Here is a 22,923-nt window from a genome sequence, read left to right on the forward strand (position 1 = left end):
TCTCCATAATAAATGAAAAAGACGAATTGTAGTTCCGTCGAACTACAATCCATCTACAGGTTAGTATGTTTTATTTACCATTTTTGTGATTGTTTGCGCTATCCTCATAGTTAGGGTGATTTCAACTGCATCAACCATAATTCATTCCCCTAAACAAAAAAATTTGCTAGTTTGTGCATCTTTTCTCAAATTATTGTGTCGTTACCTGGTAAATTTGTTATAATCTGGTTGTACATTGTTAAAGAACATAAGGAGCGTGAATTTGATGTCTGATCAAAAAGCACAAATTGGTGTTGTTGGTTTAGCTGTCATGGGAAAGAACCTGGCTTTAAACATTGAAAGCCGCGGGTTCACTGTGGGTGTTTACAACCGTCACCGCAACCGGACTGACGAAATGATGAAGGACCACAGCGACAAGAAGCTGATCCCGAGCTACACCATTGAAGACTTCGTTAACAGCCTGGAAACTCCTCGCCGTATTCTGCTGATGGTGAAGGCTGGTGCCCCAACCGATGCAGTAATCGATGAACTGCTGCCACTGCTTGACAAGGGTGACGTGCTGATCGACGGTGGGAACACTAACTTCCACGACACGATGGCACGGAATGCTAAGCTGGACAAGTCCGGCATCAACTTCATCGGCATGGGTGTTTCCGGTGGTGAACTGGGCGCCCTCCATGGCCCATCCCTGATGCCTGGTGGCCAGAAGGAAGCTTACGACCTGGTTGCCCCAATCCTGACCCAGATCGCCGCCAAGGCCGAAGATGGCAAGCCATGTGTTGCCTACATTGGGCCTAACGGTGCCGGCCACTATGTCAAGATGGTTCACAACGGCATCGAATACGGTGACGAAGAGCTGATCGACGAAAGCTACAACATCATGCGCAATGTCCTTGGCATGAGCGTTGACGACATGGCTAAGATCTTCAAGGAATGGGACAAGGGTGAACTCGACAGTTACCTGATCAACATCACCGCTGACATCCTCACTCGCAAGGACGACCTCGGCGAAGACAAGAACAAGCCGATCGTTGACATGATCCTTGACCGTGGTGCTAACAAGGGTACTGGTAAGTGGTCTTCTGAAACTGCCCTCGACGGCGGTGCACCACAATCAGTTATTACCGAAGCCGTTTACGCTCGTTACATCTCAATGATGAAGAAGGAACGGGTTGCCGCAAGCAAGGTTCTTCCTGCTGACGTAGAAAAGGCCGTTATTGACAACAAAGATGAATGGATTGAAAAGATTCGTCAGGCCCTCTACTTCGGTAAGGTGATGTCATACGCTCAAGGGTTCGAACAAATGCGGATCGACTCCGAACGCTATGACTGGAACCTGCAATACGGTGAACTGGCTCAGATTTGGCGTGAAGGTTGCATTATTCGTGCACAATTCCTGCAAAAGATTACCGACGCCTTTGAAAAAGACCCAGCAATCAAGAACCTGCTGCTTGATGACTACTTCAAGGACATCGCCAAGAAGTATCAAAAGGCTATCCGGGATGTTGTTGCCCTGGCAGTCAAGGCGGGGATTCCTGCACCTGCCCTGGCAGCTGCCATCAACTACTACGACTCCTACCGTGCTGAAGTGCTGCCAGCAAACCTGTTGCAAGCACAGCGTGACTACTTCGGTGCCCACACGTATGAACGTGTTGACCGCCCAGGTAACTTCCACTACAGCTGGTACGAAGAACAATAATTTATTCCTCATTAACGCTAAAAAGACGGCTGAATTACTTCAGCCGTCTTTTTTTGCTCACTTCTTGGTAGCGGTTTAGTTAATGGTATATATGTTCACATATTCATATCTGTCTTCACTTTATCTTTTCTTAACCTAGACCAATTGTTTAATTAATGTACTCGAATGAATTGGGATAATTAACGTTAAACCGTTGCATCGCCGATGATAGCAACGATTGCACAAGTTGACTAGTCCATTTGCTAAATTGGTCTAGTTTTTATTTTGATATTAACCTTTTCCAAAATAAGTGTTGACTTTCGGTCACAAGTCAGGCATCATTGGCATCGTCAAAACGAATTAGAAATTGGTCTGGTCATCCAGACTTTGTGAACCACTTTGGAGGATATCATTATGCAACCATTAAATATTAAAGTTTACTCTGACGGTGCCATTATTGAAGATATGCGCCGGATGTCTCAAATGGACTATCTGAAGGGCTTTACCACCAACCCTTCCCTGATGAAGCGGGCGGGAATTACTAACTACATGGAATTTGCTACCAAGGTCGTTAACGAATTCCCTGACTACAGCATCTCCTTTGAAGTCTTCAGCATGGATCACAAGACAATGGCACAGGAAGCGCGGGTCCTGTCATCACTGGGTGACCAAGTATACGTCAAGATCCCGGTAATTAACGACCAGGGTGAAATTAACAGCGAGTTGATCCACCAGTTGTCTTCAGAAGGAATCAAGGTTAACGTCACGGCCATTACCACCACTGCCGAAGTCCAAGCAGCCGTTAACGCCCTCGATCCAGAAACACCATCGATTATTTCCCTCTTCGTCGGCCGGGTAGCCGATGCCGGGAACGAATGGCATGACTTCGTGGTAGACAGCGCTAAGATCACTCACCAGCTGCCAAAGGCTGAACTCTTGTGGGCTTCCACCCGTGAAGTTGGCAATATCTTTGAAGCACAGGCACTGGGCTGTGATATCATTACCGTTCCACCGGCAATCCTGGAAAAGTTCAATGCTAAGCGTGGTCTCTCCCCGATGGAAATTTCCGTTAACACCGTTAAGGGCTTCAACAAAGATATCGCCGCACTCGGCTTCAGCATCCTGGATGACAGCATGGTTCATGCCTAGGGAGGTCCAGTAGTTAATGACCAAGCTCGACACGACTCAGCTGGCCAAGCAGTCTATTAGCCAACGGTCAGTCAATACTCTGAAAATGTTGGGCGTGGAAATGATTGAACAAGCTCACAGTGGCCACCCCGGGATCGTCCTTGGGGCGGCCCCCATTGTTTACAGCCTCTGGGAATATTTCCTGTCTTTCAATCCTCGGAAGCCGCTGTGGCTAAATCGCGACCGCTTCGTTCTCTCCGCCGGCCACGGCTCGGCACTCCTTTACGCCCTGTTGTACATGAACGGCTTTGACCTGACAATTGACGACCTGAAGGCTTTCCGTCAGCTGGATTCCAAGACACCGGGCCATCCGGAATATGGCCACACGCCAGGGGTCGACGCCACGACCGGCCCACTTTCCCAGGGACTGGGGATGGCCGTGGGAATGGCAATGGCCGAAACACACCTGGCTGCCGAATATAACCGGCCCCACTTTTCAATCATCGACCACTTCACCTACGCGTTGGTCGGCGACGGCGACCTGGAAGAAGGGCTCAGCCAGGAGGCGATCAACTTAGCCGGTCACCTCGGCTTGAACAAGCTGATCGTCCTTTATGACTCCAACGACGTCTCGCTTGACGGTCCACTCAGTGATAGCTCCAGTGAAAATATCGCCCAACGTTTCCGGGCAGCTGGCTGGGACTACCAGCTGGTCAATAACGGTAATGACCTGGAAGCACTCAAGACAGCGATTGCCCACGGCCAGCGTTCAGCTAAACCGGCAATCATTGAAGTTAAAACAATCATTGGCGAGGGGACTCCACTCGCCGGGACGAATAAGGTGCATGGCACACCCCTAGGACCCGCTAATATGGCGGAGCTAAAGAAGAGTCTAAACTGGCAGTTAGCACCTTTTCAGGTTGAAGAAGACGTCTATAACCACTACGACTACTTCATCAATCAGAAGATCTCCGCCTATCATGACTGGCAAAAGCTGTTTCTCCACTACCAGAAACAATTCCCTGAGCTAGCTGCTAGCTTACAAGATAAGCAACTGCACCTTCCGGCAGGAGCGACCAAATTTACGCCCGGCGCGATGATTGCGACGCGAAATGCCAGCGCAACCGTCATGCAGGGCCTCGCCGCTGCCAATACCAACTTCTGGGGCGGGGCGGCTGACCTCACAGCTTCCAATAAGACTTACCTTCCCGGCTGCGGCGACTTTTCTGCCAACCACCGCCGCGGACGTAATATCCACTACGGTATCCGCGAATTCGCGATGGCAGCAGCAGCTAATGGCATTACCCTTCACGGCGGTTCACGGACCTTTGTTTCAACTTTCCTGGTCTTCAGTGACTACCTCAAGGCCGCAATCCGCTTATCCGCCATCATGAAGGTGCCGACCACTTACGTCTTCTCCCACGATTCGATTGCCGTTGGCGAAGACGGACCGACTCACGAGCCGGTAGAACAAATTACTGGGTTACGTGCTATCCCGGGCGTCAACGTCTTCCGGCCAGCGGATGCCAACGAAACCCTGGCCGCTTGGCAGACAATCGGTCAGATCACAGACCAGCCAGCTGTACTGATTACTAGCCGGCAGAAGCTTCCCGTCCTGTCCGAAGCGGAAAATAGTCAGGAAAAGGTTGCTCGTGGCGGCTATGTTATCTCGGCGGCCCAAAAAAGGGCCGAAGGACTATTGATCGCCTCCGGTTCAGAAGTCTCCTTAGCTCTCCAGGCACAGCAACTCCTGCGGCAAATGAACCATGATGTCGCGGTGGTTTCCATGCCGTGTCTGGAACTCTTTAACCGCCAACCAAGCGACTACCGCGATAAAGTCTTGCCACCAACGGTTGCCAAGCGGGTGGCCCTCGAAATGGGGACCGGTTTTGTTTGGCACCAGTATGTGGGTACTGGCGGCAAGATCATTAGCGTTGACCGTTTTGGTCAGAGTGGCGATGGTCCAACCATCGTTGCTAACTACGGCTTTACCGTCGAAAACGTCGTCAACACCTACCTTTCACTCAACCACTAACGCCAATTCACTCAGACACACCAACAGACATCACTCTAAGTTAAACGTTTTGGGATTGTGGTAGACAAAAAGACTCCCTGGCAAAAAATGCCAGAGAGCCTTTCTTTTTGATCAGCTTTACTTTGCCGCTGCTTCTGCAGTTGGCAATTCATTATTAACGTCAGTTCGAACAACCATCACGTCAACCCGTGAATTACGGTTAACGAAGGCCGTAACGGAACCAACTACCGCCCGTTGCATCTTTGACAGCCCACTAGCCCCAATCATAATCAGGTCATTCTTGTGGTCGCGTGGGAAATCAAAGGAAATCACCGTCTTGGGATTACCTAACCGGACGTGAATATCGATATTGTTAAAGTGCTCATTTTCTTGTGCATCAGTCAAGAGGTCGTCAAGGTAGTCTTCTGACCGGTCCACCAGTTGGTAAGCGATGCTGCCATCGGACATCCCCGCAAAGTTGTAAGACATTGCACGGGTGTCGACCACATTCAAAATGTCAACGTGAGCCCCGTTCCGCTTAGCAGTCGAAATGGCCTTCTTCAAAGCCAGCTCTGCCTGCTTAGATCCGTCAACGGGAACCAGAATGTTTTTGTATTCTTGGCTCATCATCGTAACCTCCGTTCATTGTTCATTGTGTACTTGCTATGTACGACATATGCTCATTGAATAACTATCTTTACTGAACATTGTACTCCCATTAGGAAATGAAAAAAACATTTTCACTGTTTTTCATACTTTTTTAATAGCAAGGAGTCCCCTTATTGACAATTACCGGCCGGCAACCTACAATTTGAGAAAAGTAAACTTAAGATTATTAAGTCAAGAGGAGCTGTTGTAAGCAATGGACAAGATTGACCGTCAGATTATTAACATGTTGCAGGAAAACGCCCGGGTTTCGCTGAAACAAATGTCGCAGGCTTGCTACATTTCCTCACCCGCGATTGCCGCCAGGATTAACAAGTTGGAGAAAAATGGCGTCATTACTGGTTATCACACCGTCGTTAACATGGAAAAACTCGACTACCACGTCAAAGCCTTCATTCAATTACAACTGGAACCCCGGCAAAAAAAGGAGTTCTACCCGTACATTCAGGGCATTCCCAACGTCATTGAATGCAATTGCGTTACTGGTGACTACTCGGAAGTGATGGAAGTCGTCTTTCCCACTACTGCCGACCTCGACAATTTCATCAATATTATCCAAAGCCGCTTTGGTAAGACCAGTACCCAGATTGTCTTCAGTACTAGCGTTGACCACCGCGGTGTCATTCTGAAAAATTCGGAAGAAGACAAGTAATTTCAAACGGGAGGAATTATCCATGAAACCACAACTAATCGGGCTCCATCACGCTTATAACAGCCGTGATCTTGGTGGCTACCCCACTGCTGACGGCCACCACGTTAAGGCAGGTCGCCTCTTTCGAACGGCTTTGCTCCACAACCTCGATCGTGAAGACCTCCAACTGTTGAACGAGCGTCACGTCACCCGGATTATTGACTTTCGGGACAACGCAGAAGTCGACCGCTTACCAGACCGGGTGCCTGAATCGGCGGTCTACTACCACCTGCCAGTCTTTAAGGAAGACGAAACCGGTGCCAGCCTCTCCACTGCCAAACCAATGAAACGCTTGGCAGTGGACTACCAGGCAGGAATCAACTGGATGCTAACGGCCTACCACGATATGGTGTCGATCGTTTCAGCGAAAACTGCCTACCGTGAATTTTTCCACCAATTATTAGCAGCCGGTGACGGTGAAGCAACCATCTTCCACTGCACCGCCGGCAAGGACCGGACAGGGATGGCCGCCTACTTCCTCCTGCGGGTGCTCGGTGTCTCTGCCGAGGATGCTCGTGAGGACTACCTCTGGACCAACGTTTACTCCGCCGCCCGTGTCCGGATGCGACTCGCCCAGGTCAAGGCTGCCGGAGGAAACGAAGTTGTCGCCTACAACGTCCGCCATATGTCGGCTGCCCTGCCCCAGTACCTCGATACCGCTACCCGGCTGATCAACCAGCAATACGGGGGCATGCAATCCTTCATCCACAAGTTCCTTGGCTTATCCAATGACGACGTTGCTACTCTGCGTCACCATTACCTCGCCTAAACCCTCCCCGTGCTATAATATAAGTAGGATTAATCAACCGAATGGAGATGTGAAGGATGGAAACACGTATTTTCTTTAATCCCGGCGACTCAATCGCTAACATCCACGATTACAACGAAGCTGTCCGCAAGGGGCAGATTTTTAAACGCGAACGCCATGCCGACGACCTTGTGATCGCAAAGGGTCCTGACGATGAAGAATATGCCATCTTCTACGCGAAGGACGAGCTGCCAGCGAGCCACCAGGCATCTAAGCCGTACAACGTTAAGAACCGATTGTAAAACGAATCACACCTGCTTGTCGATGAGGCGAGCAGTTTTTTTGTTACCAAAAAAGCATGGCCAGAGAACAAGCCCCTGGTCATGCTTTCTATCTTTAATTAGTAATCAGTTTAGTCATCAGTTAGCAGTACGTGAAGCAGCTCCTTGGCAGATTCATGAAGCGCGTCCTTCGACTTATCGTTGCCCAGGTGAGTGTAAACTTCGCCAACGTAGACGTCATGGTCAAAGAGGGTCTTAAAGACCTGGTCAATAATCGGCTTGGTCCGCTCTTCTTCCTGAACGGGGCCAAACGGGTTAGCAAAGAAGGTCGTACTGAAGCCCACTTCATCGGTCGTCCCCAGCGCCATCCGTTTGCCGGCAACGAAGGTCTTCTTGGCTTCATCAACATCGTTAAAGCGATGTAAACCGATTTCCTTGTCATAGTTGTTGGCGTAAACCCACATATCCACGTGGTGGTGCTGGACAACATGGTCCCAACTGTCCGCCGGGATAATTACCCGGGCATTCTTGCGCTCAGGGTTGAGGTAAACACCCCGGTCCATGTTATCGAAGGCCACGGCGGAACTAAGGTCATCCAAGCGGACAAAGGCACCAATTTCGGTTCCCTGTGCACTGATGCCGTTCTTTACCCGGTCATCAATGGTAAAGCTCCCCATGTCGTCGAAGATTGTTTCCAAGTTGGTAATCTGGTCGTCAGCGACTTCCTGGAGGGCTTCCAGTGATTCGGACTTCCCGGCACCGGAGTCCCCGAAGAAGACAACATTACGTTGCTTGCCGTTAGCAAAAGTAATCTTAACCATCGACCCGTGAATCGGCAGCGAATTCCGGTAAATCTGGTGAAGGTTATGAACTGTCAGGCACATCTTCTTCATGTAGCCAAAGTAGGTCGTCTTATCGTTGTATGGCACCTCAGCGACCCAGATATCATTGTCAGCATCGTGGTGGTAATGACTGACGTCTCCCTTAGTTGGTGTCAAGCCGAAGAGGATAATTTCATCTGGTTTCTGGTCACGAATTTCCTTGGCACTGGCTAACTGGAAAAGGTTGGAAAGGGCCAGCCCGTTGACCAGGTAGTCGACATCAAAGTAAATGAAAGCAAGGCTCTCACCAATCTTTGCTGGGTAACAGAGCCACTCCCCGTCCTGGTCAGCAAACTTGTCCACCGGGTTATATTCAACGGCCGAGAAAACCCCTTCCCGCTTGTTGCTCTTCGTGTGCATCATCAACGGCGGACGCAACATGACCCGGTCGATAAACGGCACGTCCTTTAAGGATTCGTAGCCAGCCGGTATCTTCCACTGGTGGTGGTCAATTAGCATGGCCGCATTGGTCCCGGAGTCTAGCTGCCGGTAGACCTTGTTGGGAAAGCCCTGCAACTTCTCTTCAATCGTCCGGTAAAGAACCCGGATTTGGTCGTTGAAGAAATTATCGACTTCGCGGAACTTGGCACCGATAATCTTGTTTTGGCGATAGTCCATCACCGACACCCGCAGGTATGACCGGTAATAGGTATAGAAGTTTTCAATACTGTCAAGGATTTCCTCGCGACTGTAGTGGTCATAGGCCGAAATATCGTCAACCAGGATTTTTTTAATGACACTGACGTAATCGTCGGCGGTTTGATCTTCAAACGAGTCATTGCGCTCGCTATTGTGCAACGAATTCAGGTAAATCCGCACCATTGTCTTTAGTTCATCGCTGTTAATCATCTCGTACATATTGGTGTAGTAGCGTTGACTGAAGTTGAGCAATGCCACTTTGCGGCTTGGCGCAATGTACAATGAATCAGTTTGAATTGTTCGTCTATTTTCTCCCATCGCTGGTCGACCTTTCCTAATTATTTTCTCATTAAGTTCGTTAATATTATTGTAACCTATTTTCTACTCAGCTGATACCGAAAGTGGCTTGAAGTTTGTCAGAGAGCGAACAATCCTCGATAAGTGACTCTTGATCGTTCTTGACGATTGGTGAGGAAATGGCTAAACTAGTCTTAATAATTATTCATCAAAAACTCAGTTAAAGATTGAAGGAGGAGTTCTTATGGAACTGGCGTCAAGTTTAAAGGGGCAGATTAATCCCCGTTTACTCGCGGTAAGCGCTTCGGGTGTTCGTTCGTTTGATGCAATGGTCTCTAGTATCCCCGGAGTAGTCAAGCTAACGATTGGTGAACCGGACCTCAATACGCCGGAACACGTCAAGGACGCTGCTAACCACAGTATTACCAACAACGATTCGCACTATGCTCCCCAAAACGGGACGGAAGAATTCCGCCAGGCCGTTGTGAACTATATTCACCGCACCCGCGGTCTCAACTACGACCCGCACAGTGAAGTGGTCGCTACTATCGGGGCCACCGAGGCCATTTCTGCCACCTTCTTCTCCATCCTCAAGCCGGGTGACAAGATTATTATCCCGACACCAGAATGGTCTCTGTACTTTCCGTTAGCTGAGCTGGCTGGTGCCGAACCGCTCCAAGTCGACACCTCTGCCGACAACTTTGTTTTGACACCGGAACACCTGGAACAAGTTCTGGAAGAACACGGAACCAGCGTTAAGGCCATCCTGTTGAACTACCCGAATAACCCAACTGGTCGGGAATACCCCGAAGAAGTTCTTCGTGGCTTGGCCAAGGTCATCGAAGAGCACAACCTCTTTTGTATCGCCGATGAAATCTACAGTGACCTGGTATATAATGGCAAGCACTTCTCCATTGCTAACGCCATCCAGGACCGGACAGTACTGATCAGCGGACTTTCCAAGTCTCACGCTATGACCGGTTACCGGCTGGGCTACCTCTGTGCACCAGCTGACCTGGCAGCCCAGATTAACAAGATGCACTCGCTGATGGTTACCGCCGTTAATGACAGTGCCCAGGCCGCCGGTGCTGAAGCTCTGAACAATGGTGAAATGGACCCGGTTGAATCTAGCAAGGTCTACCTTGAACGCCGTGACTACCTGAATAAGGAGCTGAATGAAATTGGCATGCCGCCAGTTTCACCAGACGGGGCTTTCTACCTCTTCGCCAAGATTCCCGCAGCCTTTGGTGACGATGACCTCACCTTCGCCACTCGCTTAGCCAAGGAAGGCAAGGTTGGTTGTGTGCCAGGTTCCTACTTCGGCGAAGGCGGCAAGGGCTACGTTCGCTTCTCCTACGCTGCTTCAATGGAAACCATCAAGGAAGCCGCCAAGCGCATAAAGAGTTTCGTTGCTAATCACTAAATAATCGTTTTCCCGCAAGCTGCCAGCTAACAGTTTGCGGGATTTTTTGCGTTAAAAAAGACGGACCTGCCATTCCAGATCCGCCTTACTGTTTGTTTAACGGCCACCAACAATCTTAGCGGCTGCTTTTTCTAACTTTAATGATAGCTGGTCAGCGTTCTCCCGAAAGTCACTGATAAAGTTGTCTGCCGCTGGGGCAACGGTTCCCACCTGTTTACCAGTAAAGTCAGTTACTACTAGCTCGTTCCCGGACCAGCTGACGTCATCGTAGTGGCCTTCCAAGGCTTCATCCATCATTGCTTGCATTGTGTCACGGACTGCGTCTCTAATCACGTCGTCGACGGCTAAGTCTTGGCCATGCACCTTTGCCGCGGCAATTTTCATCGCCACTTCTTCCATGTTAGCCGGAATTTCTACACTCATTTATCCTTTCCTTTCTCCGTTCTTGACGGTTCTTCTCCTGACCCTTATGCTGAAGTCAGTAAGGAGCGTTTTATTAATGAACAAAATCTATTGGCAGCAGATGACCCCGCAGGGTTACCAGGAAATCCAGCAGCAGATCGCTGCTCTCCAGGACCAGCGGCCCGCCAAAATCGCCCAATTAAAAGCCGCGCGGGCCCTTGGTGACCTGTCGGAAAATACCGAATATAGTACCGCTAAGCGGGAGCTGCGTCACCTGGAAAGCCGGCTCCGTTACCTCAACAAGCTGCTGACCTATGCCAAAATCGTCACGCCAGCAGACAACGGTAAAATTAGCCTGGGTTCGACGGTGACCCTGGAGTTTACCGACGACCACTTACAAGTGAGCTACCAGCTCGTCGGCAAACAGCAGGCCGACATCAGCCGGCAATTGCTGTCGTTTGACTCGCCCCTCGGGAAAGCCCTGATGCACCAGTCAGCAGGGGTCACCGTTAACGTGGCAGCCCCGGCTGGTAATTACCAGGTCAAGATCATCAGCGTTCAAAATAATTAGCCTTGTTGCAGGGCCTGACGGTAAACTGCCGCGGTCTGCGAATCAAAAGCAACGAAGAGGACTTCCGTTAAGCGGGAGTCTTTTTTCGTAAATTGCCGGACCGTTTGTACCGCAATCGGTGCGGCTTTCTTGAGCGGAAAGCCATACACTCCGGTACTAATTGATGAAAAAGCGACCGTCTGACAGCAATGGGCCACTGCTTCCTGCAGGCTATGACGGTAGCTGTTGGCGAGCAGCTGGGCTTCGTTGGACCGCCCACCACGCCAGATGGGACCCGGGGTATGGATAATCCACTTGGCTGGCAGGTGAAATCCCGGCGTCGTCTTCGCCTCACCCGTCGGGCAACCGCCAAGTTGCTGACAAGCCTCATTCAGCTGGGGCCCCGCGGCCCGGTGGATGGCCCCGTCAACACCGCCGCCACCAGCAAGGCGGTCATTAGCCGCGTTGACGATCGCATCAACAGTCAGCTTTGTGATGTCTGCTTCAACTACTTTGAGTTCTGTCATGCTGATCCCTTCATCCATGCATTGTCAAAAATCACAGGTCCAAAATTAACGGGCCTGTGATTGTTCGTTACCAAATATTAACTCGCTTCTCCACTGGCAGGTACATCCCATCGCCTTCTTGGACGTTGAACGTCGTATAGAAGTCAGCCAGGTTCTTGACCTGAACATTGGCCCGCAACTTGTTAGGCGCGTGCACGTCAACACTCAACAGTAGTTGCATGTACTGGGTTGTCGCCTTCATCCGCCAGATGCGTGCCCAGTTGATGAAGAAGGCCTTCAAGTCGGCGTCAGATTCCTTCTTCGCCGCTGACAAAGCACAACTGAGTCCCCCGCCATCAGCAATGTTTTCGGAAACAGTCAGCTTACCATTGACCTTCTGCCCGGCAAACGGCAGGCCATCAAATTCATCAATCATTTTCTGGGCTAGCTGCTTGAAGTGGGCCCGGTCTTCATCAGTCCACCAGTTGTTCAAATTCCCCTTTTCGTCGAATAAGGAACCGTTGTTATCAAAGGCGTGGGAAATTTCGTGGGCAATGACGGCCCCAATTCCCCCGAAGTTCTCGCTAGACGACTGCTTCGTCGAATAAAACGGCGCTTGAAGGACCGCGGCTGGGAAGACAATGATGTTTTTAAAGGGGTGGTAGTAGGCGTTGACCGTTGCTGCGCTCATTTCCCAACGGGTACGGTCAACCTTTTTGCCCCATTTGCTAAACTGGTCTTCCAAAAAGACCTGGCTAAGATTATTGATGTTGGTCATCAATGACTGGCTTAAGTCAACGTGCAGCTTATCATATACCGCCGGGACTTTATCAGGAAAGCCCACCTGGATTCCCAGCTCATTCAGCTTCACAATGGCCTGCTTGCGCGTCTTCGGGCTCAGCCAGTCATTATTTTGCAACCGCTGCTTGTAGACGTCGACCATTGAATGAACCATCCGTTCAACGTCGGCTTTAGCGGCTTGACCAAAGTAACGGCGGCCATAGTAAACCCCCAGCACCTGGCTGAAGACGCCACGGGCCATCCGGAAGGCATACTTTTGCTGGTTCACCGGCTTCTTTTGTCCGGAAACGGCCCGGCCATAACGACCGTTGAGCTCTCGTAATTCATCAGTCAGCAAGCCGGCATTAGAACGGATATAGTTAACAATTAACCACGACTTGAAGAGGTCGAAGTGCCCCATCAAAATATCATCTAAGGCTGCCAGATACTTTGGTTCGGTGACGATCACCTTATCTGGCCGGGTACCAATCAGTCCTTCAACGATTTTTGCCAGATCTAGCTGCTTGGTATGACCAGCGAATTCGTCCATCTCCTGCGGGTTGTACATCTTGCTATAGTCGGCCGCTTCTTCAGCACTCTTCACGTGAGGAACCAGCAATTGGTCAAAGGCCACCGTCTGGTCAATTAATTGTTGTGTCTCGGCAGTAGAAAAACCAAATTTTGGCAAAACTTCACCAACGTTTTTCTTCCACAGCGCCATCAGCTTGGGCCCCTGCTGGTTTTCCGGGTCATAGTAAGATTTATCCGGTAAGATCAGTCCTGGTGCACCGGCAAAGAGGGCGTTCACCGTTGCGTTTTTCATGTCGGCATCAATATCAAAGAGCACCGGTGATGAAATGCCATTTTTGGTAAATTCAAGCCAGTGATCCTGGTAGTCAGCGTAGGATTGCAGGTCCTGAACCGGTTTAAGGCCATCAAGCAGTGGCTGGATGCCCTCCTTTTCCCGTCGAGCAAAGTCCCCCGCTAACTGATACAATTTCAGCATTTCTGCGAAGCGGTTTTCTGTTGGCATCTGATCCTGCTGCTTGCCGGCAACAAAGTCATTTAGGTCTGCCGTCAGTTGTTTTTCTACCTTATCGTCCAGGTTCTGGAAGCCGCCGGTTGCTGGTTTGTCGTCAGGAATCGTTGCCTGCTTAACCCATTCCCCGTTAACTGCTTCGTAAAGGTCGTCCTTGATCATCTTCTGGTTAATCGCCATCATGAAACTCCTTTCGCACTTTTCGTCTCCTATCTAGTATACCGGTTTTTCCCTCATTTGACTGTTTTAACGCCACAAGAAAAAACGAGGCCGCGGACTTAACCGTAGACCTCGTGTCGTAACTATTTGCTTGCCGACTGGTGAGACTTTTTCCGTCCATATAACAAGAGACGAGTAAAGAGAAGGATCACCGCCGCAATAATAAAGACATTCCGGTAACCCAGGTGGTCAATTGCCAGGCCACCAACAAAGGGCCCCAGCGCCTTCCCCAGTGAAGAAAAGACGTTGACCAACCCCTGGTTGCGACCCTTAATTTTTGTCGGGGTGTTCTCATCGACAACCGCCGGTGAAGCAGGAACGTAGAGTGCCTCCCCGATAGTCAGCAAAATCATCGCCAAGACGATTGGGATTTCCGTCTTGGCAACAATCATGACGACAAAGGAGCAGAAAAGGAAACTCAGTCCCCATTGTGACTGGCGAAGCGCCGACGAGAAGATCTTCTTTTTCAGGATCAACAACTGGATCAAAATAATGCCGATTCCGTTAACGACCCACAAACGGCTGTAAAACGACGTGCTAAAGCCGAGGTTCAAGAAGTAAACGGACAGGTTCGACATCCACTGTGAGTAGCAAATCCACATAAAGAGCAAAGTAACGAAGACCCGCAGGATTAAGCCGGTATTAAAGGCCGTCTGCGGTGTTGTCTGTTCGTCATCTTGCTTGCTCGGCTGCTGAGAAACCACCGGTTTTTTCCGTGGGTAGACGGTCGGCATCGCCAGTGTCGCGACCGCCACCACAATGATCGCAAGGATCAGGATAACAACCATCAAACGGTGAATACCCTTCCCGTTATAAAGGAAGCTGATGGTCCCAGTGCCGACAACCAGGCCGATGTTGACGGCGAGGTAGAGTAAGTTAAAGTCGTGCCGCGATTCCTTGCCGATATCCATGTAAGAAACCAACGCGTACATGACCGTCAATGCCCACCCGTGAATAAAACCATATGGCAGTAAGAAAACCACGTAACCGAGCAAACCAGGGGCTAGCAACCCAATAAAGGAAACAAATAAGATCCCCCAGACACCAATCATCAAAACGATAAACGGGTCAATTTGGTCGAACAGCTGCCCGGCAATCGCACTGCCGATGGCGTTGAGCAGTGAATAACACATCAGGATAAAGCCAATCGCCGTTAACGAGGCATGAAATTCCTGGTGCATATAAAGCGTACTGACTGGCCAGACGATCGAATACTTAGTATTGATTAAAAAGGCCATAATCAAGACTCGCGGCAACGTTAAGCGTCGTTTAAAAATAAATATTCTCCCCCTTCGACGAGCACCCCCAGAGCTGGCAATTCAACCCTGGGGGTGCTGGTCACTTCGCGTTTCGGTTTCGCAAGAATGCTAGAACGGACGCTGCTGGTTGTTTAAGGAAATCTTGCCGTCAGGAGAGTATGACAACTGGTTAAGGACTTGGAACTCTTCGTAGCGGACCATCCCGATAGCATACAGCTTAAAGCCTTGCAGGTAGCGTTGCTGGATTTCTACTTGCAATTGTTGCGGGTCACGAATCAAAACACCATTTTGTTCGGTGATTGCGCGTGGTGACAATGGGATCAGTACCTGCCGGTCTTCCTTGATCATGGCGTAGTAGAAGCCATCATCAAAGTGGCGGGTAACAGTGAAGTGCCCCATCAGGTAAACCCAGAATGAGATGTAGGCATAATCATCCTTGCCTTTATCGATGGCGTAAACTTCCAAATCCGCCAGGGAACTGATAATCTTTAGCCCATTGACCATATCCTCTTCTTCATGCTGGTAGTCAGGGTGGTCGGCCAGGTACTGCTTAACAGCCTCCTTCATGCCATCATCCTTAGTAGCAGCTTTTAATTCGTCTCCATCATGGTACTTGGCAAAAGGTACCAGTTCGTGGAGGGCGTTAACGGACAGCCCGGTATCGATCCCCGCAACAGCGACCATTACATCGTCGTCTTGACGCATCGTCTGAATGCGCATTGATTGCCATAATTTCATTCTCTAAAATCCCTTTCACAATATTAATTTACTTCTCTATTATAAACTAAATCTGGTTTATGTTTGAGAAGAAAAAGAGCGTGGTGAACGGTGTTCACCACGCTCTTCAAAACTTAAGCGACAAGATTACTTGTTAGCGTACTTTGCTTCAGTTTCGTCATCGAATACTTGGCAGTAAGCAACAGTCTTGCCATCTTCCTGACGGAAGTATACACCCTGAATTTCAGGTGCGAAGCCAGGGAACAGGTTAATACCTTCTTCAAGGATGGAGAAGTATTTAACAGCAGTGTCACTCCACTTTTCACCTGGTGCGATACAGAAGATACCAGGAGGGTATGGAAGAGCACCTTCAACTGCGGTGTGGTCCTTAGCATCTGAAAGCTTTACCAGTTGAGTGTTGTTGTGCAGCATTTCAACGTCAGCAGCCTGTGCATCACAAGTCTGTTCTGGGAAGTAGTCACGCAGGAACAGGTGCTTCTGGTATTCCTTAGTGTTGTACTTCTTGTAGAACTCGTGCATTTCAAGGCAAAGTTGCTTTACAGTGTAACCACGGTAACGGTCAATGTTCTGCTTGTACAGACGTGGAAGTACGACTGACAGTGGAGCATCTTCCTTAACAAGACGTTCGAAGTTAAGGATCATGGTTACCAGGTTGTTCATCTTAGCGTCAGTTTCAGCTGGCGTCATCAAGAACAGAATTGAGTTCAAGTCGTTCTTTTCTGGGATGATACCGTGTTCACGCAGGTAGTTTGCCAGGATAGTAGCTGGAATACCAAAGTCAGTATATTCACCAGTTGATGCATCGATACCAGAAGTAGTCAGCAGGAACTTGTTCGGGTCAACGAAGTATTGATCCTTGCCGTAGCCATCAAATCCGTGCCACTTTTCGTTAGGGTCGAATGCCCAGTACTTACGGTTGTTGATGATTTCTTCAGTGTCAATGTCTTGCCACTTCTTACCGTCAACTACCGGTGGAACGAACGGACGAATGTAAGTTGCGTTGTTCAGCAGGCGCTTACGTGCGTTAACAGTAGTCCGCAGAGTGTCCATCCACATCCGCTTGCCGGCAGGAGTACCCTGCATGTGAGCGTTGATGTCCAGAGCAGCGAACAGTGGGTAGAACGGTGAAGTAGAACTGTACTTCAGGTAAGCGTTGTTGAACTGGTCGTCACTGATGTAACGCTTCTGACCCTTGATGTGGTGGTCCTTCTTTTGGATCTGTGAACACTGGGAGAAGCCGGCTTGCTGCTTGTGAGTTGACTGAACAACCAGGATACCTGGATCATCTGGACCGAGTTCCATGTTCAGTGGCGAGCAGTCATTCATGAATGGAATGAATTGTTCGTAACCAACCCATGCAGAGTCGAATTCGATGTAGTCACAAAGGTGACCAATCTTCTTAATAATCCGGTGAGCGTTAGCAATAGTACCATCGTAAGTACCTAATTGAACAACGGCGATCCGGAATGGGTGCTTTTGCTTTGCCTTTTCAGGGTCAACCTTAGCAGCTTGCTTACGAAGGAAGTCTTCGTCGAAGTCACTGTCGTAGATCCCACCAATGAACCCGTATGGGTCACGTGAGTCTTGCATGTAAACTGGACGACCACCAGAAATTACCAGTGCCTGGTTGTAAACAGACTTGTGGTTGTTACGGTCGAACAGAACCAGGTCGCCTGGTGCAACAGCAGCAGAAAGTGCAATGTTGTTTGAAGTGGATGAACCGTTCATAACAAAGTAGCACTTGTCTGAGTTGTAAACTTCAGCGGCAGCCTTTTCAGCTTCCATTGCTGGACCTTCGTGAATCAGCAAGTCACCGAGGTCAACGTCGGCGTTACAGATATCTGAACGGAAGACGTTTTCGCCGTAGAACTTGTAGAAGACGTTACCAGCAGGGTCCTTACGGAAGTATTGCCCACCTTGGTGTCCTGGACAGTCGAATTGAATGTTCCCACGTTCAACGTATGCCTTCAATTCCTTGAAGAACGGTGGCAGGATACCATCTTCGTACTGTGCAGCAGCGTGTTCAATTTCACGGTCGTAAAGACGGTGGTCGTAACTGTTGTTCAGGTCAAGAATGTGGTAAATCTTGGCCATCATGTCAGGCGATACCTTCGTAGCGTCCTTTGAAATAACGAATACTGGAATGTCAAACTTAGTTGCTTCAACAGCATCAACGATGTCCGTGTCGTCTTCGTTTACAACGACAGCGGCAACATCAACGAAGTCAGTATCAGTAGCTGATACGACTTCACGATCAGTGTCGAAAAACTGCGAAGCTTCTTCAGTTGACGCAATCTTCAGCTTGTTGTCCATTGAATAATGCCTCCAATAAAATAAATATACCAGCAAAAACTAGTAACTTGGAACAATTTCATTATCACTCATTGGCTTGGATATTTCAACCCCCTTTTTGAAAACACTTTCTTAGTCACTTTTTTTCGTAAATCACGGCTTTTTTGCTCTTTTTCATCAAAATCACATAATTATCCACATATTTTGTCCAGCCTATTTTTTGCTCAGTGGCCTTGGTATAGGTGGTTTCATCCCCCATTTTTCGCCTATTCCATTTATGAGAATTACTGCACAAAGATCGAAAAAGAGTGAATAAAAACCCCGTAAACTTGGAAGAACTTACGGGGTTTTATACATTTTCAGTTGTTAGTTCTCTTCGGTCACTTTTTTGATACGAACCATCTGACCGATAATTAGCAGCAGCGTCAGCATCATCAAAATAAACGAAACAATAAACAGGCCGTTGTAGCTATAAGCTTCAATCATAAAACCACCAAAGAGTGGCCCGATTGCGCGCCCGATAGAAACGGTCATGCTAACTAACCCTTGGTAGTGGCCGGCTTCATCCAGACTGGTGAGCGTCGACACCCACGCTGGCACGCCCGGTAAACTAGTTAAGTCACCTAGTGTCAACACGACCATCGACAAGGTAAAGGCTGCCAACGTGTGGGCGTTAATCAGCAGAAGGAATGAGAGTGCAAAAACCGCCAGGCCGGTGATGACCTGGGTACTGAGCTTAATGTACGGTGCCAATTTAGCAACAATCGGCTGGCCGCAAATAACCAGCAGGCCATTGAGCGTCCACAACATACTGTAGTAAAAGAACGGGATGTGCATATTGGTGATGTGAACCGACATAATCGATTCCCAAAGGGCATAACTCATGTAAATAGTCACCAGGTTAATACAAATCAGCCGTACCAGACCAACCTTCAACCGGTGTGTCTTGCCATGCTGCTTTTTTACCTTGCGTTTCTTGAAGTTGGCCTTCACCTTGGCAAAGTTAACGTTAAAGTGAAAGACGACGACAGCCGTCAGCACGATATAACAAACGGACGTTGCCATTAAGACGAGGCGAATTCCTAGTGGGAACAAGACCCCCACTAGTAGCGTCCCCACTACCGTTCCGACGTTAAAGGCCATGTAGACAATATTAAAAACGTAGCGTTGACTATAACCGTTAACTCCAGAACTATACGAATTAATCAGTGTCGCACAGACACCATCCCCAAAACTGACGAATGAAATCAGAATCGCAAACATTGGCCAGCCATGAAAGAAAATCATTAAGAGGACTGCAATTAGTGCGACCGCGGCCCCGATAATTGAAATATCATGAGGTTTCCAATTATCGAACAACCAACCTCCTAGGTAGTTGCCAAGAATCATCGTGCATGACATAAAAAACATGACGATCCCGGCAATCGTTAGCGTTTGGTGAAGATAATTGTGAACGTACATTGTGGTCAGCGGCCACAATATTGCCGCACCGGTACTGTTAGCTAAGTTCGCTAGCAGGACCCATTTTAACTTAACAGTTGAGCTGCTCTGCATTCATAACAATCCTCCGTTTGGGGTATACCAAAAAATTTTTTCGATCAAAAGAACATTCCTTTACCATCATACCATTCGCCCGCTAAAAGCGAAATCAGCTTATTGAAATGGTGCCAATAGCGCTGCTCTCCCTGCTGACGAAAACCATTCCGGGTGACAGTTAACTAGCTGACTGACTGCACGATAATCACTAAAGTCGCACTTACCGTTAACTAGTTGTTGTTCTTGCAGCAGTCGTGCCCAGCTGACATCTCGGGGTTCAACCAGGTCGTACTTCAACTGGTTATCCCGGACTTCCCAGTGCTCCTTCAATAAGTTAACCGCCCGCTGATACTGCTGACTATTCGTTAAAATCATGCGCAGTTGTGGTGCCGTTAGTTTGACCAATTTGGCTCTCCTCCTATTACGATAACCCGGCCAGTCGGATGGGTAACCGACAACTCATTTTGTTTCGTTGTCAGCAACCAGATCAGCCGACGATAGCCGTTGTCGTGAACGACCTGCTCGCCCCAGCCATCAGTCATAATTAAAATCAACGATTCCTTGCTTACTCGCTGGCGACTGAGGTAGTCAAAGACTGATTGAAAACTCGTTCCGCCACCACCGCTCCGCCGGTAGTCAACCTGGTGCCCACCGGATAACTCCTGCCGCCCTTCAGGGTGGACAGCCGCGTCAAACGGTAAGATGGTGACCGCGATCGAACGGGACTGGGCAATGAAGTTCACCTGGTCTAACAAGTGCGCGATCTCGTCATCGCCCATTGACCCTGAGTTGTCAACAAAGACTAATAAACGGGTGACGTAGCGGGTAATTCTCCCTGGTAGTTCCATCCGGTAAGGCTGCCTGCGGTTAAAGCGGGCGCGCGAAGCAGCGGTCCCATGAGGCACTGTCCCCAACCAGAGGCTCAGTTGGCGAACCCAACGTGGCCGGGAACGGTGGCGGTCACTCCTTAGCTGTCGTTCGATCATTCCAGGCACCAACCCCCGTTGCTTGGCTGGTGTCTTTTGCCAGGCGCTGGTCAGCAACCGCTGTAAGCGGGCGGTTTTCTGCAGCCGGAAGCGCCCCGCCTCTTCCCCTTCAACCAGCCAGCCACGATGGCTGTCACCTGGTACTTTGGGCTTTCCTGGACGGGGGCGAGATTGTCTTTTCTGTGGTCTGTTGCCACTGAGCGGTTGACCAGGATTTTTCAACTTCCCGTTAAAATCGACATGGTTTTGGCGAATGATCCGCAGATAATCAGCCGAATCCTGGCCACTTTTCACCGGTTGCCGGATCAGCTGACGTAAATCGGTCAACGTTGCCGTTCCCGCCGGGGGCTGTGAAAGGTACTGGTTGACGGCAATATCACAAGCAGCTTTGACGTTAGCCTGGTCAGCCACCGTCGAATAACGCAAGGGGTGTCGCCAAATCACGTGCATCGCTTCATGGTTAAGCAAGCTGATCAATTGGTCAGGGTCGACCATCATCAGCGCTGCCGGCTGTACCAGCAAAAGCAGGTTGCTATCTTTCCAGGCAAGAGCAAATGTCCCGGGAGAATTAACCGCTACCTTCTTGGGTAATGCCAGGAGCACTTCGCCCACGAGCCGCCGCTGCTTTAGAATGGCCACCACCCCCGCGGCAACGTACTGGGCAGCCAAGCGTTGCCGTTGTTCAGCATTTTTGCTTGCTGCGAGCTGCTTGAATAACTGGGTTAACTGGTCAGCCATGATTATTCATCCCCGCGGTCAGCCCGCGTCGCAACGTGTGCCAACCAATCCACTAGTTGTGCCGCGTCCTCCTTGTCACTAGCAACTAATTCTTCTGCCACCTGCTGTGAGCTTTCACCAACCGCTGTCGCCAGGCTAAATTGCCCATCAGGGCTTAATTGGCGAGCATAGTCTAGGAATAGGGCCGCGTGGTCAGCAATTTTCCAACCATCATGATCATTGTGCCCAACCCACAACTTTAACACCGCCAGTTTGCCAAACTCCGTAGCATTAGCAAATTGCTGGTGACCCGTTGGTGAAAGGAGCACATCTACCGTCAGTTCTTGCCCCTGTTGTTTAACATATTCAGCAAATTCGACCCCCACCGACGGACCAAGGTCGCCGCTAAAAACATCAACGGCTAGTTGCCGCCACTGGTCAGCCGGCAACTTTAGCAGTTCCGTCAGGTTACGTGACACCCGTTCCCAGGACCGGGGCGTCGGGTAGAGGTCATCCCCATGTTCTTGGGGTGCCAGTTGTTGCGGATGAGCGCGGAGGTACTGCTGCACCAGTGGCTCAATCTGCGGATGGCTTTCACTCCCCGCAGCCCAGGTTAGCCAGTCGGTAAGTGAGGGCCGCATTACCAAACGAACTGTCCGGTCCTTGATCGCAGCATCCCCCGGTGCTACCGCGTAGTCACTATCAGCAAATTCTTCCATTGTACTGTCGGGATTTTCCGCAATCACCAGGTGGACTGATCCGGGCAACTGAAGCGAGTTTACCCGGCGTTGGAGAACGAGGTTCATGAGCTCGCTTTGAACAGCCTGGGTCCCCCGGTTAAATTCATCAAGCAGCCAAATAATCGGTCGGTTCGGTTCTGCTTCCGCTTGCCGGATAATTCGGAGAAGGGTGTCCGCATAACCATACTGAACATTTGCAAGACGGCCATACTGCCGGGTATCGACAAACGAATCACTAGTCAGTGGCGGGACTGGAATGGCCAGGTCTCCCTTTTCCACCAGGCTAACAACCGTCGTGTACATCACCGCCCCCATTTGACAGGCAACATCAGTCACCAGGGCCGTTTTCCCCAGGCCGGCATCGCCAACAATGTTCGGAACGTTCCCCGCCCTAATGACCGCCGGAACAGCCACTAGCAATTGCTGATAGGTTAACGCCATTGTTTTCCCTCCTTATTATTCCTGACCTAAAATTGCTAATCCTTCGTCGAGTACCGCCTGGTCAACTTCTGCCGTCAAAAAGCGTTGCAGGGGCGTTACCTGGTGACGGTCCTTAAATGCTAGTGGCAGTTCTTTTAAAATCACGACCATCATCTTATTTTCAGTCATCATCAGCTGACCCGGTTGGCGAAAGCGCCCCTTGGTGTGTTTGCCAGTCCGCCAGGTATGAATTTTAACCTGACCAGCCGGGTCTTTTTTCAACCGGTAACCAC

21 protein-coding genes are annotated in these 22,923 nt (G+C 49.7%); 8 read left to right on the forward strand and 13 right to left on the reverse strand.

Annotation, left to right across the window (positions count from 1 at the left end):
* Nucleotides 1-265 precede the first annotated feature (265 nt).
* From gndA to tkt, 3 genes are all read left to right on the forward strand, one after another.
* On the forward strand, nucleotides 266-1,699 hold the full coding sequence (gndA, locus tag Q0E49_RS05235) for an NADP-dependent phosphogluconate dehydrogenase (protein ID WP_295746885.1): 1,434 nt from the start codon (nucleotides 266-268) through the stop codon (nucleotides 1,697-1,699).
* A 393-nt stretch (nucleotides 1,700-2,092) separates the two neighbouring features.
* Nucleotides 2,093-2,827 (forward strand): transaldolase family protein, encoded by a 735-nt coding sequence (locus Q0E49_RS05240; protein WP_295746886.1) that lies wholly within the window; start codon nucleotides 2,093-2,095, stop codon nucleotides 2,825-2,827.
* 16 nt (nucleotides 2,828-2,843) lie between these two features.
* Nucleotides 2,844-4,841 (forward strand): transketolase, encoded by a 1,998-nt coding sequence (gene tkt / locus Q0E49_RS05245; protein ID WP_295746887.1) that lies wholly within the window; start codon nucleotides 2,844-2,846, stop codon nucleotides 4,839-4,841.
* Between the two features lie 117 nt (nucleotides 4,842-4,958).
* Here the strand turns inward: tkt and Q0E49_RS05250 are convergent, their stop codons facing one another.
* A complete protein-coding gene (locus Q0E49_RS05250) occupies nucleotides 4,959-5,447 on the reverse strand; it encodes a universal stress protein (protein WP_102279962.1) in 489 nt (162 codons plus the stop codon).
* Nucleotides 5,448-5,682: 235 nt separating this feature from the next.
* Between Q0E49_RS05250 and Q0E49_RS05255 the strand changes: the two genes are divergently transcribed.
* Genes Q0E49_RS05255 through Q0E49_RS05265 form a run of 3 tightly spaced genes read left to right on the forward strand, consistent with a single transcriptional unit; the run spans nucleotide 5,683 to nucleotide 7,227 of the window.
* Nucleotides 5,683-6,138 carry an Lrp/AsnC family transcriptional regulator gene (locus tag Q0E49_RS05255; protein WP_295746888.1) on the forward strand — a complete coding sequence of 152 codons (456 nt, stop codon included), beginning with the start codon at nucleotides 5,683-5,685 and terminating at the stop codon, nucleotides 6,136-6,138.
* A gap of 22 nt (nucleotides 6,139-6,160) precedes the next feature.
* Nucleotides 6,161-6,946, forward strand: coding sequence for a tyrosine-protein phosphatase (locus Q0E49_RS05260; protein ID WP_295746889.1), 786 nt, complete (start codon nucleotides 6,161-6,163; stop codon nucleotides 6,944-6,946).
* 56 nt (nucleotides 6,947-7,002) lie between these two features.
* Nucleotides 7,003-7,227, forward strand: a complete 225-nt coding sequence (locus tag Q0E49_RS05265; protein WP_295746890.1) for a hypothetical protein — start codon at nucleotides 7,003-7,005, stop codon at nucleotides 7,225-7,227.
* Nucleotides 7,228-7,337: 110 nt separating this feature from the next.
* Here Q0E49_RS05265 and Q0E49_RS05270 read toward each other — a convergent pair whose 3' ends face one another.
* Entirely contained in the window at nucleotides 7,338-9,044 is a 1,707-nt protein-coding gene (locus tag Q0E49_RS05270) for a phosphoenolpyruvate carboxykinase (protein ID WP_295746891.1), read from the reverse strand.
* 223 nt (nucleotides 9,045-9,267) lie between these two features.
* Between Q0E49_RS05270 and Q0E49_RS05275 the strand changes: the two genes are divergently transcribed.
* Nucleotides 9,268-10,446: an aminotransferase class I/II-fold pyridoxal phosphate-dependent enzyme gene (locus Q0E49_RS05275; protein WP_295746892.1), complete on the forward strand. Its 1,179-nt coding sequence runs from the start codon at nucleotides 9,268-9,270 to the stop codon at nucleotides 10,444-10,446.
* Nucleotides 10,447-10,542: 96 nt separating this feature from the next.
* Here Q0E49_RS05275 and Q0E49_RS05280 read toward each other — a convergent pair whose 3' ends face one another.
* Entirely contained in the window at nucleotides 10,543-10,869 is a 327-nt protein-coding gene (locus Q0E49_RS05280; RefSeq protein ID WP_295746893.1) for a hypothetical protein, read from the reverse strand.
* Nucleotides 10,870-10,945: 76 nt separating this feature from the next.
* Here Q0E49_RS05280 and greA point away from each other — a divergent pair, with 76 nt between their 5' ends.
* Nucleotides 10,946-11,419 carry a transcription elongation factor GreA gene (gene greA / locus Q0E49_RS05285; RefSeq protein WP_295746894.1) on the forward strand — a complete coding sequence of 158 codons (474 nt, stop codon included), beginning with the start codon at nucleotides 10,946-10,948 and terminating at the stop codon, nucleotides 11,417-11,419.
* Here the strand turns inward: greA and Q0E49_RS05290 are convergent.
* From Q0E49_RS05290 to Q0E49_RS05335, 10 genes are all read right to left on the reverse strand, one after another.
* Nucleotides 11,416-11,925 carry an O-acetyl-ADP-ribose deacetylase gene (locus Q0E49_RS05290; RefSeq protein WP_295746895.1) on the reverse strand — a complete coding sequence of 170 codons (510 nt, stop codon included), beginning with the start codon at nucleotides 11,923-11,925 and terminating at the stop codon, nucleotides 11,416-11,418. The two genes, greA and Q0E49_RS05290, sit on opposite strands and share 4 nt — an antisense overlap.
* Before the next feature lie 67 nt (nucleotides 11,926-11,992).
* On the reverse strand, nucleotides 11,993-13,903 hold the full coding sequence (locus Q0E49_RS05295; protein ID WP_295746896.1) for a M13-type metalloendopeptidase: 1,911 nt from the start codon (nucleotides 13,901-13,903) through the stop codon (nucleotides 11,993-11,995).
* A 122-nt stretch (nucleotides 13,904-14,025) separates the two neighbouring features.
* The gene (locus Q0E49_RS05300) at nucleotides 14,026-15,180 is read right to left on the reverse strand and encodes an MFS transporter (protein ID WP_295746897.1); all 1,155 of its coding nucleotides are present in this window, start codon (nucleotides 15,178-15,180) and stop codon (nucleotides 14,026-14,028) included.
* Nucleotides 15,181-15,309: 129 nt separating this feature from the next.
* Complete coding sequence (locus tag Q0E49_RS05305; RefSeq protein WP_295746898.1) at nucleotides 15,310-15,939, reverse strand: hypothetical protein; 630 nt, start codon at nucleotides 15,937-15,939, stop codon at nucleotides 15,310-15,312.
* A gap of 126 nt (nucleotides 15,940-16,065) precedes the next feature.
* The gene (speC, locus tag Q0E49_RS05310; RefSeq protein WP_295746899.1) at nucleotides 16,066-18,252 is read right to left on the reverse strand and encodes an ornithine decarboxylase; all 2,187 of its coding nucleotides are present in this window, start codon (nucleotides 18,250-18,252) and stop codon (nucleotides 16,066-16,068) included.
* 345 nt (nucleotides 18,253-18,597) lie between these two features.
* On the reverse strand, nucleotides 18,598-19,785 hold the full coding sequence (locus Q0E49_RS05315; protein ID WP_295746900.1) for an MFS transporter: 1,188 nt from the start codon (nucleotides 19,783-19,785) through the stop codon (nucleotides 18,598-18,600).
* A gap of 99 nt (nucleotides 19,786-19,884) precedes the next feature.
* Nucleotides 19,885-20,172 (reverse strand): hypothetical protein, encoded by a 288-nt coding sequence (locus tag Q0E49_RS05320; RefSeq protein WP_295746901.1) that lies wholly within the window; start codon nucleotides 20,170-20,172, stop codon nucleotides 19,885-19,887.
* Nucleotides 20,160-21,491: a VWA-like domain-containing protein gene (locus Q0E49_RS05325; protein ID WP_295746902.1), complete on the reverse strand. Its 1,332-nt coding sequence runs from the start codon at nucleotides 21,489-21,491 to the stop codon at nucleotides 20,160-20,162. The genes Q0E49_RS05320 and Q0E49_RS05325 overlap by 13 nt, the downstream gene beginning before the upstream one ends.
* A gap of 2 nt (nucleotides 21,492-21,493) precedes the next feature.
* Nucleotides 21,494-22,651: an ATP-binding protein gene (locus tag Q0E49_RS05330; protein WP_295746903.1), complete on the reverse strand. Its 1,158-nt coding sequence runs from the start codon at nucleotides 22,649-22,651 to the stop codon at nucleotides 21,494-21,496.
* A 15-nt stretch (nucleotides 22,652-22,666) separates the two neighbouring features.
* Nucleotides 22,667-22,923: hypothetical protein (locus Q0E49_RS05335; RefSeq protein ID WP_295746904.1), on the reverse strand; the 257-nt coding region annotated here is incomplete at its 5' end.

It is taken from the genome of uncultured Limosilactobacillus sp. (genome assembly GCF_934202235.1).
Lineage (GTDB): Bacteria > Bacillota > Bacilli > Lactobacillales > Lactobacillaceae > Limosilactobacillus.